At 70.8% G+C, this 15,213-nt stretch carries 11 protein-coding genes and 1 tRNA gene; 8 read left to right on the forward strand and 4 right to left on the reverse strand.

Annotated elements, in window-relative coordinates; translation table 11 throughout:
* Nucleotides 1-143: 143 nt before the first annotated feature.
* Both AB0J78_RS14500 and AB0J78_RS14505 read right to left on the reverse strand, forming a co-directional pair.
* Nucleotides 144-1,874: a GGDEF domain-containing protein gene (locus AB0J78_RS14500; RefSeq protein WP_363789405.1), complete on the reverse strand. Its 1,731-nt coding sequence runs from the start codon at nt 1,872-1,874 to the stop codon at nt 144-146.
* Between the two features lie 110 nt (nt 1,875-1,984).
* Nucleotides 1,985-2,055: transfer RNA gene (locus AB0J78_RS14505), tRNA-Gln, on the reverse strand.
* 516 nt (nt 2,056-2,571) lie between these two features.
* Here AB0J78_RS14505 and AB0J78_RS14510 point away from each other — a divergent pair.
* Together AB0J78_RS14510 and AB0J78_RS14515 are read left to right on the forward strand one after the other, a co-directional pair.
* On the forward strand, nt 2,572-3,540 hold the full coding sequence (locus AB0J78_RS14510) for an acyl-CoA desaturase (RefSeq protein WP_363789406.1): 969 nt from the start codon (nt 2,572-2,574) through the stop codon (nt 3,538-3,540).
* Between the two features lie 179 nt (nt 3,541-3,719).
* Nucleotides 3,720-4,313, forward strand: coding sequence for a TetR/AcrR family transcriptional regulator (locus tag AB0J78_RS14515; protein ID WP_363789740.1), 594 nt, complete (start codon nt 3,720-3,722; stop codon nt 4,311-4,313).
* Between the two features lie 96 nt (nt 4,314-4,409).
* Here AB0J78_RS14515 and AB0J78_RS14520 read toward each other — a convergent pair whose 3' ends face one another.
* Complete coding sequence (locus tag AB0J78_RS14520) at nt 4,410-5,558, reverse strand: PQQ-dependent sugar dehydrogenase (RefSeq protein ID WP_363789407.1); 1,149 nt, start codon at nt 5,556-5,558, stop codon at nt 4,410-4,412.
* 168 nt (nt 5,559-5,726) lie between these two features.
* On the opposite strand from AB0J78_RS14520, the gene mfd reads away from it, so the two are divergent.
* From mfd to AB0J78_RS14545, 5 genes are all read left to right on the forward strand, one after another.
* A complete protein-coding gene (gene mfd, locus AB0J78_RS14525) occupies nt 5,727-9,311 on the forward strand; it encodes a transcription-repair coupling factor (RefSeq protein WP_363789408.1) in 3,585 nt (1,194 codons plus the stop codon).
* 260 nt (nt 9,312-9,571) lie between these two features.
* Nucleotides 9,572-10,501: a SurA N-terminal domain-containing protein gene (locus AB0J78_RS14530; protein ID WP_363789409.1), complete on the forward strand. Its 930-nt coding sequence runs from the start codon at nt 9,572-9,574 to the stop codon at nt 10,499-10,501.
* 78 nt (nt 10,502-10,579) lie between these two features.
* Nucleotides 10,580-11,560, forward strand: a complete 981-nt coding sequence (locus tag AB0J78_RS14535; protein WP_363789410.1) for a MazG family protein — start codon at nt 10,580-10,582, stop codon at nt 11,558-11,560.
* The gene (locus AB0J78_RS14540; RefSeq protein WP_363789411.1) at nt 11,553-12,305 is read left to right on the forward strand and encodes a lytic murein transglycosylase; all 753 of its coding nucleotides are present in this window, start codon (nt 11,553-11,555) and stop codon (nt 12,303-12,305) included. The genes AB0J78_RS14535 and AB0J78_RS14540 overlap by 8 nt, the downstream gene beginning before the upstream one ends.
* Nucleotides 12,306-12,370: 65 nt before the next feature.
* The gene (locus tag AB0J78_RS14545; protein ID WP_363789412.1) at nt 12,371-13,183 is read left to right on the forward strand and encodes a lytic transglycosylase domain-containing protein; all 813 of its coding nucleotides are present in this window, start codon (nt 12,371-12,373) and stop codon (nt 13,181-13,183) included.
* 59 nt (nt 13,184-13,242) lie between these two features.
* Here the strand turns inward: AB0J78_RS14545 and AB0J78_RS14550 are convergent, their stop codons facing one another.
* Entirely contained in the window at nt 13,243-13,620 is a 378-nt protein-coding gene (locus tag AB0J78_RS14550) for a tetratricopeptide repeat protein (RefSeq protein ID WP_363789413.1), read from the reverse strand.
* A 305-nt stretch (nt 13,621-13,925) separates the two neighbouring features.
* On the opposite strand from AB0J78_RS14550, the gene eno reads away from it, so the two are divergent.
* Nucleotides 13,926-15,212, forward strand: a complete 1,287-nt coding sequence (eno, locus tag AB0J78_RS14555; RefSeq protein WP_210971054.1) for a phosphopyruvate hydratase — start codon at nt 13,926-13,928, stop codon at nt 15,210-15,212.
* Nucleotide 15,213 lies beyond the last annotated feature (1 nt).

The following is a 15,213-nucleotide window of genomic DNA, read 5'->3' on the forward strand; positions in this document are numbered from 1 at the left end:
CGCACGGGTCGTCCGTCACCTTCGGCGCCCCTGCCCATCTGGCAGCAGCTGCGATGGTACCGCCGTTCGGCTGGGCGGTGGCGGATGAAAGGGCCCCCTAGCTGGGCCAATGTGATCTTGCCTCGACCAGTTGACACGTCGCTTCAGCGCGCGTCCGGAGGAATCCAGACAGCTTGATCGATTTCGGACGGCGGCTCGACCGGGTGAGGCTCGGTGCGATCGTTGACTCCGGAGAGTGCTGTGACGCGGTTCCCACCGTTGCGCTTCGCCTGGTACATCGCGGCGTCGGCGCGGGCGAGGACCTGCGCAGCCGACTCCTGCGGGCGCATCGCGACCACGCCGATCGACAGCGTCACCCCTCGGGACTTCTCCGGCGCCAGGCCGTCGACGGCCTCCACCGTGCGGTGCAGCGCGGCTTCGGCGGCGCTGAGCGTCGCGCCGGGCAGCAGGACGACGAACTCGTCACCGCCGTAGCGGGCCACGAAGTCGTCGGTGCGCAGGGTGTCGCGCAGGTGGCGGGCGACGGTGCGCAGCACGTCGTCGCCTTCGGCGTGCGAGCAGCGGTCGTTGACGCCCTTGAAGCCGTCCAGGTCGACCAGCGCGACCGCCAGCGGTTGCACTTCCGGCGCGCCGAGCAGGGTTTCCAGCCGGTCGTCGAGCGCGCGCCGGTTGGACAGGCCGGTCAGCGGGTCCTCGCGGGCCTGCCGGGTGATCGCGTCGTGCTTGTGGCTCAGCCGCGAGTTCTCCAGGCGAGTGGCCAATGTGGACACCCGGGCCTCGCGCATCGCCCACAGCTCGGTCTCCAGCTCCAGCGCGTAGTCGCGCAGGGCGTCCCGGGGGCGGTCCGGGGCCAGCTCGGTGAGCAGCGCGAACTCCCTGGCCAGTGAGATCCGCAGGGTCGGTTCGGAGGTGTCGTGGCTGAGGCTGGTCAGCGTCTCCGACAGCACCCGCACCGCGTCGTCGCGGTGGTCGCCGCGCACCAGGCAGCGGGACAGCGCGATCGCCATGATGATCTGCTCCCGCGGGTGCATCGAGCGGTCGAGGTGACGCATCTCCTCCAGCCGCGTGATGTGGTCGGCGGAGGGGGAGGCCAGGGCGTGCGCGGCGCCCAGCACCGGCATCTGCTCGGCGGCGGTGCGGTTGGACACGCGCGGGAACAGCGACTCGCGCCACGGCCCCTCGACGGCGACGGCGAGCGCGGAGGCGGTGGAGAACTGGCTGGCCGCCTCGTCCTGCAGTCCGACGCGTTCCAGCCGCAGTCCCCAGCCCAGCTGCATGCGGCAGCGGTTGATCATGTGCACGGCGATCTCGTGCGGCCCGCCGCTCTCGCGGATGCGCTGGTGGGCGCGGGCCATCACCTCGTCGGCCATCTCGTAGACGCCCAGCTGGGTCAGCACCAGGCCGATGTCGATCAGCGAGGTCGCCAGCAGGCGTTCCCAGGAGCGGCGGCCGAGCGTGCGGTCGGGGGCCAGCTCCTCGTCGAGCATCGCCAGGCCGTGCGCGACCTCGGTGAGCGCGTTGTCCTCGGCGCCCACGAGCAGCGCGCGGCGGCCGCGCAACGCGTGCGCGTCGGCCTGCAGCACTTCGAGGCCGTGGCGCTTGGTGTGGCTGAGCAGCTCGTCCAGCAGCATGTCGGCGCTGTCCACCAGCTCGGCGGTGGTCAGGCGCAGGGCGGCGCAGTGCCGGAGGAGCTGGGCGACGATGCGCGGTTCACCCCGGCGCTGGGCTTCGTTGAGGAGGTTGTCGGCTTCGCGGATCGTGCTGGACTGGCCGGCCGGGGCGCTGTGCTGGCCGACTGCGTTGAGTTCGCGGGCGCGACCGACCAACCACGCGTCGGATACCTCGCCCAGCGTGGTGACCGGATCTTCGCGCACGGCGGCAGTGTCGTCGCGCAGCGGCGCACACCCCCTGTTCACCTTGTCTCCCGGGAATCCCGGGCGGTGCGCGTCACCGCGCACCGCGTCGGGCCCGGGAGGGCTGCTCGCTCCGCCGCCAGGATTCGAACCTGGACCATCGGAACCAAAATCCGAGGTGCTGCCTTTACACCACGGCGGATTGGGCACATTGGGCCCCCGGAACCGGGCGTTGCGCGCCGGCGCCGCAGCGTGAGCTTACCGGTCGGTGACAACGGCTGGTGGCACCCTGCCGAGATCGTCACGAGGCCGGTCGAATCCGAGTGTCGGCCGGGGTTGCGCGGGGGTCGGGGACGCGGCGCCGGGCGGCAGGGCGGGGCGAGCGGCTGCCGTCGTTGGGGTCGGGGTGTCGCGGGAAGCCGGGGGCTGAGGCTCGGAAGCCCGCACGGCTGGTTCTGGGCAGGCACACCGGGGAGACGGAACGTGACGCACCCCGGTTGCACGGCCAGATGCGGACGATCGGGTGAACACATACGCGAGGACACGCCCGGAAAATAGCGACACGCCGCTTTTTCTCTTCGGGGGGTGACGATTTCGCATCAAACAACTTACGCTAGCGTAAGTTACGGTCCCGTAGGGTGGAGGTGTTGCGGGACCACGACCACCCGGTGCTGACAACCGTTTACCCACCTCCCCAACGCCATTCGAGGTATTGAGCATGACCGCAGCAACCGAGCGCGTCGCCGCTCCGGGCGTCGGCGCTGAATCCGGGCCGAAGCCCCTGACCACAGGGCCGCAGACGGCCGGACACTCGTCATTGGTGTACGCCTTCCTCCTGATCCCGATGACCGCGCTGGTCGCTTCCGTCCCGGTCCTGTGGGGCTGGGGCATCGGCCCGGTCGACATCGCCCTGGCGGTGGCGTTCTGGCTGATCAGCGGCCTGGGTGTGACCGTCGGCTTCCACCGGTACTTCACGCACGGCGCCTTCAAGGCCAACCGCGGCGTCAAGATCGCTCTGGCCATCGCGGGAATGATGTCGGTCCAGGGCCCGGTGATCACCTGGGTCGCCGACCACCGGCGGCACCACGCCTACTCCGACCGCGAGGGCGACCCGCACTCGCCGTGGCTGTTCGGCACCTCCGCCGTGGCGTTGACCAAGGGTTTCTGGCACTCCCACATGGGCTGGATGTTCACCCGCGAGATGACCAACGAGGACCGGTTCGCCCCGGACCTGCTCAAGGACCGCGACATCGTCTGGGCCAACAAGCTGTTCCCGGTGTGGACGGTCGCGAGCCTCTTGCTGCCGGCGCTGCTCGGCGGGCTGTTCACCTGGTCGCTGTGGGGCGCGCTCACCGGGTTCTTCTGGGCGGGGCTCGTGCGCGTGTCGTTCCTGCACCACATCACGTGGTCGGTCAACTCGATCTGCCACATGATCGGTGAGCGGCCCTTCAAGAGCCGCGACAAGGCCGCCAACTTCTGGCCGCTGGCGATCCTGTCCTTCGGCGAGTCCTGGCACAACTCGCACCACGCCGACCCGACCTGCGCGCGGCACGGCGTGCTGCGCGGTCAGCTGGACATCTCGGCGCGCACGATCTGGATCTTCGAGAAGCTCGGCTGGGCCTGGAAGGTCCGCTGGCCCAACGAGAAGCGCCTCGCGCGCATCGCGGTCACCGACCACAAGGGCTGACCGCTCACGACCGGAGGTGCCCGTGCGGTGAGAACCGCGCGGGCACCTCGTTGTCTCGGGCCTGCACCTCGAACGCGGGTCCCTCACCTAGGGTGGGTCGAGTGGCAGGACGGAGACGCGGGCGGACCTCGCCCGAACCGGCGGCGCCGACGCGGGCTCCGGCCCGGACGCGCGCCCGGATGACGGGCAAGGAACGACGCCAACAACTGCTGGACGTGGCTCGCGCGCTGTTCGCGGAGAAGGGCTTCGACGGCACCTCCATCGAGGAGATCGCCCACCGCGCCGGGGTGTCCAAGCCGGTGGTCTACGAGCACTTCGGCGGCAAGGAAGGCGTGTACGCGGTCGTCGTCGACCGCGAGATGCGCAACCTGCTGGACCTGATCGTCTCCGCTCTCGACGCCGGGCACCCGAGGGTGCTGCTGGAGCAGGCCGCGCACGCGCTGGTCGACTACATCGACGAGAACACCGACGGCTTCCGGGTCCTGGTCCGCGACTCCCCGGTGGCCAGCAGCAGCGGGACGTTCTCCAGCCTGCTCAACGACATAGCCAGTCAGGTCGAGCACATCCTCGGGCTGCAGTTCAGCGCCCGCGGCTACGACTCCAAGCTCGCGCCGCTCTACAGCCAGGCCTTGGTCGGCATGGTCGCGCTCACCGGCCAGTGGTGGCTGGAGGCGCGCAAGCCGAAGAAGGAAGAGGTCGCCGCGCACCTGGTCAACCTCGCCTGGAACGGTCTCTCCCACCTGGAGCACAAACCCAAACCGACGATCAAGTGACGAACGTCTAGGAACTGGTTGCTTTGCCTGGCGGTGCGGGCTGAGTCTCACACCTGAAACAGGGCTTCGCCGCTTTCAAAGAGCCTCTTGGATCCGCTAGAGCGTGATGCGCAGGAGTTCGTCGTTGGTGCCGTTCGAAGTGGTCACGTAGAGGCTGCCGTCAGGTGCCTGGCGGGCGGCGCGCAGCCGGCCGTGGGTGTCGTCGAGCTCCGCGGGGATCTCCGGCGGGGACAGGGTGCCGTCCGGGTTGGGCCGGAAGACCAGGAGCTTGCTCCCCTTCAACGCCGGCACCACCAGGGCGCCGTCCAGCTCGCCCCACTGCGGACCGGTGAGGAACTCCGCCGCGCAGACCGCTTCGGTCGACGATCCGGAGGACCACACCGCGCCCACCGCGTCGGGGAAGCGCTGCAGATCGGTCATCGGCACCGACTCGTCGTACTCGTCGGTGGTGCCGCCCCGCGACGGATCCCAGCCGTAGTTTCCGCCGGGCCGGAGGACGTTGACCTCGTCGTCGACGTCGGGGCCGTGCTCGGCGACGAACACCCGGCCGTCGGGGTGCAGCGCGACGCCCTGCGGATTGCGGTGGCCGTAGGTGTGGACCAGCCGCTCGTTCGGATCGGGGGAGTCGGCGAAGGGGTTGTCGGGCATCGCCGCACCCGTGTCGACGTTCATCCGCAGGACCTTCCCGCCGAGCGAGGTGCGGTCCTGCGAGATCGGAGGCTGAGCCGTGTCGCCCGTGCTGACCAGCAGCGATCCGTCCGCGCCGAGCTCAGGGCGGCAGCCGGAGTGCCTGCCGGAGGAGTTGATCGGCAGGCCGGTGAGCAGGTCGCCGACGCGGTCCGCGCGCGAGCCGTCCCCGGCCAGGCGCCACTTGACCAGCCGGATGTCGACCGGGTTCCCGCCCTCCTGGTGCGTCTGGCAGGTGAGGAAGGTGCGGTTGTTCGCGAAGTCGGGGTGCACGAGCAGACCCATCAGCCCGCCCTCGCCCTCGGCGTGGACCGAGGCCAGATCGGCCTGCACGTCTCGGGTCTGGCCGCCGCTGACCAGCGCGAACTTCCCGGGACGCTGGCTGATCAGGGAGCTGCCGTCGGGCAGGAAACCGACGTCCCACGCGTGTTCGAGCCCGGAGGCGACCGTCTCGACCTTCAGCTGGGGTGCCGAGGCGCCGGCGGGGTTCGGGGGAGCCGTCGCGCAACCGGCGGCGACCAGGGACAGGACCAGTGCTGCGGTTCTGATGCCCGACATGAAGATCAGTGTGTCACCGATCACGTCTCCGCCAACGGGTCGTCGTGTTTCCGTCATACCAGCGTCGTAGTCTGGGGTACCCACTCCCAGAGTGGCCGCCGCCTACGGCCCATCTTTCCCGGGCAGAGGTGTGTCCGCATTCGCTTTTCTCCGCTGCGAGGTTGCTCCATGAGCCAGGCCGGTCCCCTGCGCGGACTGCTCGACAACGTGCTGCGCGATCCCGCCCTGCGGCGCCTGGTGGCCGCTGCGGACAGCCCGCGCCTGGTCGTGGAAGGCCCGGCCGCAGCGCGTCCGCTGACCGCCGCCGCGCTCGCCGCGGGAGCGGACCGCCCGGTCCTGCTGGTCACCGCCACCGGCCGCGAGGCGGAGGAAGCCGCAGCCGCGACCGCCGACCTGCTCGGTCCCGAGGGCGTGGAGGTCTTCCCGTCCTGGGAGACGCTGCCGCACGAGCGCCTCTCGCCGCGCGCCGACACCGTCGGCCGCAGGCTCTCGGTGCTGCGCAGGCTGGCCCACCCCGAGGAGCACCCGTGCGGGCAGGTGCGGGTGCTGGTCACCACGGTCCGCAGCCTCATCCAGCCGATCGCGCCCGGTCTCGGCGAACTCCGCCCGGTGCGGTTGTCGGTGGGCGACGAGGTCGACTTCCAGGAGACCGTCGAACACCTGGCGGGACTGGCCTACGACCGCGTCGACATGGTCGAGAAGCGCGGCGAGTTCGCCGTGCGCGGCGGCATCGTGGACGTCTTCCCGCCCACCGAGGAACATCCGCTGCGGGTGGAGTTCTGGGGCGACGAGGTCACCGAGATCCGCCCGTTCTCGGTCGCCGACCAGCGCTCCCTGCCCGAGGCGACCGACACCGACCTGACCGCGCCCGCCTGCCGCGAGCTGCTGATCACCGAGCAGGTCGCCGAGCGCGCGGGCAAGCTCGCCGAGCAGCACCAGGCCGATTCGCACCTCGCGGAGATGCTGGGCAAGATCGCCGGCGGCGCCCCGGTCGAGGGCATGGAAGCCCTCATCCCGGCGCTGTGCGAGGGCGAGATGCAGCTGCTCAGCGACCTCGTCCCGGCGGGCACGCACGTCGTCCCGGCCGATCCGGAGAAGATCCACGCCCGCGCCGCCGACCTGGTGCGCACCGGGCAGGAGTTCCTCGAAGCGTCCTGGATGGTCGCCGCCGACGGCGGCAAGGCCCCCATCGACCTGGGCGCCTCGGCCTACCGAGGTCTCGCCGAGGTCGCCGAGCACACCCGCGCCCTCGGTCTGCCCTGGTGGCCGCTGACCCAGCTGACCAGCGAGGAAGGCGAGGACGACGAGGTCGTCCGGCTGACCCTCAAGCAGCCCGACGCCTACCGCGGCGAGATCGAGCGCGCCTACGCCGACCTGCGCGCCCACGTCAGCTCGGGCGGCGCGGCGGTGCTGGTCGTGGCGGGTGCGGGCACCGCGCAGCGCGCCGTGCAGCAGCTGCGCGAAGCCGAACTCCCCGCCTCGCTGGCCGAGGACGGGCTCGTGGACGAGCCCGCGGCCGGTGTGGTCACGGTCGTGCGCGGCGGGCTCGAAGACGGTTTCGCGGCACCCGAGATCGCACTGGTGGTGCTCACCGAGGCCGACCTGACCGGCGGCAGGCACGGGACGTCCACCAAGGACATGCGCCGGATGCCCTCGCGGCGCCGCAACGCCGTGGACCCGCTGGCGCTCAAGACCGGTGACTTCGTGGTGCACGACCAGCACGGCATCGGCAAGTACGTCGAGATGGTGCAGCGCACCGTCGGCGGCGCCACCCGCGAGTACCTGGTGCTGGAGTACGCCTCCAGCAAGCGCGGCCAGCCCGGCGACCGGCTCTTCGTGCCGACGGACCAGCTCGACGAGATCACCCGCTACGTCGGTGGCGAGACGCCGACGCTGAACAAGCTCGGCGGCTCGGACTGGAAGAACACCAAGGCCAAGGCGCGCAAGGCGGTCAAGGAGATCGCCGCTGAACTCGTCCAGCTCTACGCCGCCCGCCAGTCCTCGCCAGGCCACGCCTTCGGCGGCGACACCCCGTGGCAGCGGGAGCTGGAGGACGCCTTCCCCTACACCGAGACCGGCGACCAGCTCGCCGCGATCGACGAGGTCAAGGCCGACATGCAGCGCTCGGTGCCGATGGACCGGGTGATCTGCGGCGACGTGGGCTACGGCAAGACCGAGATCGCGGTCCGCGCGGCGTTCAAGGCGGTGCAGGACGGCAAGCAGGTGGCCGTGCTGGTGCCCACGACGCTGCTGGCGCAGCAGCACCTCAACACCTTCGCCGACCGGATGCGCTCGTTCCCGGTGAACGTCAAGGGCCTGTCCCGGTTCACCGATCCGATGGAGTCCGAGCAGACGATCAAGGGCCTCGCGGACGGCGAGGTCGACATCGTCATCGGCACGCACCGCCTGCTGCAGACCGGAGTCCGCTACAAGGACCTGGGCCTGGTGATCGTCGACGAGGAGCAGCGCTTCGGCGTCGAGCACAAGGAGCACATCAAGGCACTGCGCACGCACGTCGACGTGCTGACCATGTCGGCGACGCCGATCCCGCGAACGCTGGAGATGAGCATGGCCGGCATCCGCGAGATGTCGACCATCCTGACCCCGCCGGAGGAGCGGCACCCGGTGCTGACCTACGTCGGCGCCTACGACCAGAAGCAGGTGGGCGCGGCGATCCGCCGCGAGCTGCTGCGCGACGGGCAGGTGTTCTTCGTGCACAACCGGGTCAGCGACATCGAGAAGGCGGCCCGCCAGCTGCGCGAGCTCGTCCCGGAGGCGCGGATCGTCACCGCGCACGGGCAGATGAACGAGGAGCGGCTGGAGAAGATCATCCAGGGCTTCTGGGAGCGCGAGCACGACGTGCTGGTGTGCACCACGATCATCGAGACCGGTCTGGACATCTCCAACTCCAACACGCTGATCGTGGACCGCTCCGACATGCTCGGCCTCGCCCAGCTGCACCAGCTGCGCGGACGCGTCGGCCGTGCGCGGGAACGCGGCTACGCGTACTTCCTGTACCCGCCGGAGAAGCCGCTGACCGACACCGCGCACGACCGGCTCGCGACGATCGCCCAGAACTCCGAGCTGGGCGCAGGCATGGCCGTGGCGATGAAGGACCTGGAGATCCGCGGCGCGGGCAACATCCTCGGCGCCGAGCAGTCCGGGCACATCGCCGGTGTCGGGTTCGACCTCTACGTGCGGCTGGTGGGGGAGGCCGTCGACGCCTTCCGCAGGCACGCCGGTGCCGAGCCCGCCGAGGGCGAGGAGGAGCTCACCGACGTGCGGGTGGACCTGCCGATCGACGCGCACATCCCGCACGACTACGTGCCCGGCGAGCGGCTGCGGCTGGAGGCGTACCGGAAGCTGGCCGCTGCGGCGGATCCCGACGACCTGGAGGCGGTGCGCGCCGAGCTCACCGACCGCTACGGGCCGCTGCCGGAGCCGGTGGAACGGCTGCTCAAGGTCGCCCGCTTCCGGCAGGTGTGCCGCGAGCACGGCGTCCGCGAGGTGACGTTGCAGGGCACGTCGCTGCGCTTCGCGCCGCTGGAACTGCCGGATTCCAAGCAGGTCCGGCTCAAGCGGCTGTTCCCGAAGGCCGTCTACAAGCCGGCGCTGCGCACCGTCTCGCTGCCGCGCCCCACCGAGGGCGCGGCAGGCGGTCGCATGGGCGCACCGCAGTTGCGGGATGAGGCGTTGCTCGATTGGTGCGCGGAATTCCTCGAAACCCTCACCAGTTCGCCGGTTCCGGCCTAGTTCTCGTTCCAGCGGTCGGCCTGCTGGGCGGTGCGGGTGGCGGAACCTCAGACGCCGTCTGGCTCCGGGATCCGAGACTTGAGTATGGAACGGATACGCGGCGCTACGGCCGGTGCCGGTTGCTCTGGTGGGGCACTGAGAAAGCACCTTCGGTGCTTGCCTGACGTGGGTTGGGCGCTCTTCTGACTGGTTTGGCGGGAGTTCGACTTCGGACAGTGTTGTGGCTTCATCTGAGGGTTACTTCGTGAGAGGGTGCCCGCGTGACGATCTCGCTGCGCCGTGGCCGCTTGTTCGCTTCTCTCGTCGTTGCCGGTGTGCTGTTGTCGGGGTGCGGTTCGGGGCCCAGCCAGGTCGGTGCCGCCGCGATCGTCGGTGACCAGCGGATTCCGGTCACCGAGGTGCAGTCCTGGTTCTCCGAGGTGCTGGCGAAGGAGCCCGAGCTCAGGCCGCAGCTGCGGGAGCAGGGCCAGTACGACGAGCTGGGGCGGACGCTGGCCGGTCAGCTGGTGCGCCAGGAGCTCGTAGCGCAGGCCGCTCGGGAGAACGGGCTGACCGCGTCCGAGCAGCAGGTCACCGACATGATCAACCAGTGGGGCGGTCCGCAGGCCACCGAGGGCAAGATCTTCACGCCCGAGAACCTGCACGAGATGGCCCGCACCGAGGCGCTGGTGACCGAGCTGGGCCGCCGCTACTTCGACGGGCTGGCGGTCACCTTCGACTTCACCCAGGCCACCACCCGCGCCGAGGCCGAGCGCAAGGCGCACCAGATGGCGCAGGGCGACGCGGCCGTCCGCGACCTGATCGCCGCCGACGCCAAGGCGGGCCTCCCGGCCTCCGCGGGTCAGCAGCTGCGCGCGGTGGACAGCCCGAAGCTCGCGGCCTCCACTCCGCTGTTCAGCGCCGAGCCGGGCACGGTCCTGGCCTTCGAACCCGAACCCAACTCCGGCCAGTGGCTGGTCGCGCTCATCCGCGACCGCAAGGCCGCACCGTCGGCCGGCCCGGCCGGTGGCGTGGACGACCAGACGTTGCAGGGAGTCGGCACCTACCTGCTGGGCGCCACCGCGGACCGCGTCGGCGTCACCCTCAGCCCCCGCTACGGCGTGTGGGACCCGATCGGGCTCCAGCCCGTGCCGAACGAGGGCGAGACCACGGGATTCCGCATCGAGCCGCACCACCACGAGGGATCCTGAGCCGGTTTTCGGCCGACTCCTCCCGGCTGTGGCGCACGTCGCTGAACCCCGGTCGTCCACGGTTGGGACAATCGTCGTATGAGCGAGCTGCGGGTGGCCGAAGGTACTGCGATCGTCCTGGTGGACGACCGGCTCGGCGAGGCGTTGCCCCCGGCCGCGTTGCCACTGGTCCGCAAGGCCACCGCGGTCTTCGCGGGAGCCGGCATGTCGGCGGCGGCCAAGGCCGCGCTCGACGTTCCCGAAGCGCCGCAGGACCTCGTCGAGCTGGCTGCGACCGCGCCGGCCGTGCTGATCACCGGTGAGATCGACGCCGTCGCCGAATCGCTGCGCGCGGCGGGCGCCTCCGTCGTCTCCTCGTCCGCGCCCGCGGGGGTGGAGCTGCTGGACGCGGTGACCGTGATGGACCGGCTGCGCTCGCCGGGCGGCTGCCCCTGGGACGCCGAGCAGGACCACGACTCGTTGCGCCAGTACCTCGTCGAGGAGACCTACGAGCTGCTCGACGCGATCGCGGAGAAGGACCGCTCGGCGCTGCGCGAGGAGCTCGGGGACGTGCTGCTGCAAGTCCTCTTCCACGCCAGGGTCGCCGCCGAGGACTCCGAGGACCCGTTCGACGTCGACGCCGTGGCGGCCGGTTTGGTCAGCAAGCTCGTCAGCAGGCATCCGCACGTCTTCGCCGACGACACCACCGTGCTCGACACCGAGTCGCAGCACGCGCGCTGGGAAGAGCTCAAGCAGCAGGAGAAGAAGCGGGAGTCCATCGTGGACGGTGTCGCGCTCGGCCAGCCCGCGGTCGCGCTGGCCGCCAAGCTCACCCAGCGGGCCGGTCGGGCCGGAATCCCGCTGGCCGCGATGCCTTCCGGCGAGGACACCGGTTCGGCGCTGTTCGCGCTGGCCGCCAAGGCCAAGCTCGGTGGGATCGACCCGGAGGACGCGCTGCGCGGGGTCGCCCTGGAGTTCGCGGAGCGCATCCGAGCGGCCGAACGCCGCGCCCGCGAGGCGGGCGGCACCGCCCCCACCGCCGACGACTGGCGCGAGCTGCTCAGCGGTTCCGATGCGTGACTGCCGAGCGCTGGCGCTACCGCTGCTGCTGGCCCTCGCCGCCTGCTCCCCGCCGCCGGCTCCCACGTCCGAGCCGCCGTCGGCGTCGGCCCCGCCAGATCCCGGCGTCGCGCCTCCGGTGGTCGAGCTGCTCGCGCCGGGGGCGTCGTCGCCGGACCGGCCGCAGGCGCAGCTGATCGGCTGGTCCGAGCGGATGTCCGACGAGCTCAACATCCCCCGCGCCGCGCTGCAGGCGTACGGCTACGCGCAGCAGATGATGAACGCCTCCGCCCCGAGCTGCGGGTTGAGCTGGACCGTGCTGGCGGGTATCGGCTCGGTGGAATCCAGCCACGGCAGGCACGGCGGTGCCCGGCTCGACGAGACCGGCAGGCCCGAACCGCGCATCATTGGCTTACCGCTGGACGGCAGCGCCGGGGTCAAGGCGATCCGGGACACCGACGGTGGAGGTCTCGACGGGGATCCGGTGTGGGACCGGGCGGTCGGGCCGTTGCAGTTCATCCCGTCGACCTGGCGCAAGTACGAGGTCGACGCCGACGGTGACGGCGTCGCCGACCCGCAGGACCTCGACGACGCCGCGCTGACCGCCGGGCGGTACCTGTGCGCGGTCGGCCACGACCTGCGCGACGGGGACCGGTTCTGGGCGGCGCTGCTGGACTACAACCAGTCCCGGAGCTACGGCCAGGACGTCCTCGACTACGCCGACCACTACGGGAAGACCAGCCGGTCACTGCCGGCCCAGGGTTGATTCCGGAGGGTGGTCGGGGTCTGGGAGTGCTGGAGCCGGGGCCTACCTGCAAGTAGCCTGTGCGGGTGATCAGGACCTCGCCAACGGTGCTCGCGGCCCTCGGACGCCTCGTGCTGGCCGTATCGCTGCTGGCCGCGATGGTGGTCGGAGTCGCCCTGGTCAACGTCCTCGGCGCCCCGCCGAAGGCGCCGGTGGCCGCGCCGCCGCGAGCCGAGGACCCCAAGCCGGCGCCGGTCGCGCCCGGATCGATCGCGCCACCGGTTCAGGCCCCGCAGGTGGAGACCCCGCCGCAACCCCAGCCCGGCGTCGACCCGGTGCGCGAGTGGGCGAACCAGATCTCGGCGGTCGTCGACCTGCCTGCTCGCGCGGTCGTCTCCTACGTCAACGCGGACCTGGCGATGCGCCAGCACCAGCCGAGCTGCCAGATCTCCTGGACCACGCTCGCCGGAATCGGCCGCATCGAGTCCAACCACGGCCGGTTCGGCCACCGGCAGCTGCGCGAGGACGGTCGCCCGTCGGTGCCGATCATCGGCATCAAGCTCGACGGCGGTCCCAACGTGCGGCTGATCCCGGACAGCGACGGGGGCGCGCTGGACGGCGACGTCGAGCACGACCGGGCCGTCGGTCCGATGCAGTTCATCCCCTCGACGTGGCGCAAGTGGGCCACCGACGGCAGCGGCGATGGCCGGGGCGACCCGCAGAACCTCGACGACGCGGCCGTCTCCGCCGCTCGCTACCTGTGCGCGAACGGCCGCGACATGTCCACCGGCTCCGGCTGGTGGCAGGGCGTCATGTCCTACAACAACTCCGTCGAGTACGCCCAGAAGGTCTTCGGCCTGGCCGAGAACTACGCAGCAGCGGGAAACCCCCGCCGCTGACCCCACCCGCCCTTCAGGCACCGGGGTCGCGTGGTGCGGGCCGATCAGGGGGAATTGGGTCAGGAGGAGCGGACGGCGATGTGGGCGTTGATCTCGCCGAGGGCCTCCTGGTAGGCCGGGTCCGGGTACATGGTGGCGGCGAGCCGGATCTGGGCGCGGGCCTCGGTGAGGCGTCCTTGACGTTGCAAGGTGCGACCCAGGACCAGGCGCGCGTAGTGGTCGGACGGATCGAACTCCAGCACGCGCAGGAAGGCGTGCTCGGCTCGGCGCAGCTGCGCCGTGAAGAAGTACGCCCGCCCCAGCAGCAGCTGCACGCTGGGCTTGTCCTGGGCGACGTCGATCACGGGTTCGAGGACTCGGAGGGCTTCCAGCGGGCGGCGCTGCGCGAGCAGTTCCTCCGCTCGCCGGAACGCTTCGACGGTGCCTTCGTTCGTCATGGCGCGGACAACGTTAATCCGCGATCGGCTGTTCCGAGACGTCCGACCGGATGGTCTTGTGGTGACGCTGAGGTATCGAGCGCCCCACGTCGAGCCGACTTCGCGGTGCCGTGACCTCCCCGGAGGCGAATGGCGGACGAACACCGGGAGCGGCGCAGATCACGGCATCGCGAGTCTGCGGCGAGCGCTGCGCCCGCCCGGTTAGGCTCGTAGTCGGTTGTCGGGGCGGACAGCCGGTTCGCGGCGTGCGGGAACGTCGTGTCGGTTGCTCCCGTCCTATGAGTCCAAGCTGGTTAGGAGCACACGTGGCGATCATCGAACAGGTCGGCGCCCGCGAGATCCTCGATTCGCGCGGTAACCCCACCGTCGAGGTCGAAGTGGCATTGGAGGACGGCACGCTCAGTCGCGCCGCGGTCCCCTCGGGCGCCTCGACCGGCGAACACGAGGCCGTCGAGTTGCGCGACGGCGACGCCGGCCGCTACGGCGGCAAGGGCGTGGAGAACGCCGTCTCGGCCGTGCTGGACGAGATCGGACCCGAACTGACCGGTCTGGACGCCACCGAGCAGCGCGTGGTCGACCAGAAGCTGGTGGACCTCGACGGCACCCCGGACAAGTCCCGGCTGGGCGCCAACGCGATCCTCGGCGTCTCGCTGGCGGTGGCCAAGGCCGCCGCGGAGGCGTCAGAGCTGGAGCTGTTCCGCTACATCGGCGGACCGAACGCGCACGTGCTGCCGGTGCCGATGATGAACATCCTCAACGGTGGTGCCCACGCCGACACCGGTGTGGACATCCAGGAGTTCATGATCGCGCCGATCGGTGCGGACACCTTCGCCGACGCGCTGCGCTGGGGTGCGGAGACCTACCACGCGCTGAAGTCGGTCCTGAAGTCCAAGGGCCTGCCGACCGGTCTGGGCGACGAGGGCGGCTTCGCCCCCGACCTGCCCAACAACCGCGAGGCGCTGGACCTGATCGCCTCGGCGATCGAGAAGGCCGGCTACAAGCTGGGCCGCGACATCGTGCTGGCCCTCGACGTGGCTGCCACCGAGTTCTTCAACGAGGGCACCTACAACTTCGAGGGCACCAAGCGCACCGCCGACCAGATGGCGGAGTACTACCAGGAGCTCGTCTCGGCCTACCCGCTGGTGTCCATCGAGGACCCGCTGGGCGAGGACGACTGGGACGGCTGGGTCAAGCTGACCAAGCAGGTCGGCGACAAGGTGCAGCTGGTCGGCGACGACCTGTTCGTCACCAACCCGGAGCGCCTGGAGGACGGCATCAACAAGGGTGCCGCCAACGCGCTGCTGGTCAAGGTCAACCAGATCGGCACGCTCTCGGAGACCCTGGACGCGGTCAGCCTGGCCACCTCGTGCGGCTACAAGAGCATGATGAGCCACCGCTCCGGCGAGACCGAGGACACCACGATCGCCGACCTGGCGGTGGCCACCGGCTGCGGCCAGATCAAGACCGGTGCTCCGGCGCGGAGCGAGCGGGTTGCCAAGTACAACCAGCTGCTGCGCATCGAAGAGGGCCTCGGCGACGCCGCCCGCTACGCGGGTGAGCTGGCGTTCCCGCGGTTCAACGCGGAGAGCTGAG

The sequence above is a fragment of the Saccharopolyspora sp. NPDC049426 genome, from assembly GCF_040676935.1.
GTDB lineage: Bacteria > Actinomycetota > Actinomycetes > Mycobacteriales > Pseudonocardiaceae > Saccharopolyspora.

Excerpts from the sequence above, each read along its gene's own strand:
- AB0J78_RS14510 (WP_363789406.1), top strand. The coding sequence starts at position 2,572 with ATGACCGCAGCAACCGAGCGCGTCGCCGCTCCGGGCGTCGGCGCTGAA.
- AB0J78_RS14515 (WP_363789740.1), top strand. The coding sequence starts at position 3,720 with ATGACGGGCAAGGAACGACGCCAACAACTGCTGGACGTGGCTCGCGCG.
- AB0J78_RS14520 (WP_363789407.1), bottom strand. The coding sequence starts at position 5,558 with ATGTCGGGCATCAGAACCGCAGCACTGGTCCTGTCCCTGGTCGCCGCC.
- mfd (WP_363789408.1), top strand. The coding sequence starts at position 5,727 with ATGAGCCAGGCCGGTCCCCTGCGCGGACTGCTCGACAACGTGCTGCGC.
- AB0J78_RS14535 (WP_363789410.1), top strand. The coding sequence starts at position 10,580 with ATGAGCGAGCTGCGGGTGGCCGAAGGTACTGCGATCGTCCTGGTGGAC.
- AB0J78_RS14540 (WP_363789411.1), top strand. The coding sequence starts at position 11,553 with ATGCGTGACTGCCGAGCGCTGGCGCTACCGCTGCTGCTGGCCCTCGCC.
- AB0J78_RS14550 (WP_363789413.1), bottom strand. The coding sequence starts at position 13,620 with ATGACGAACGAAGGCACCGTCGAAGCGTTCCGGCGAGCGGAGGAACTG.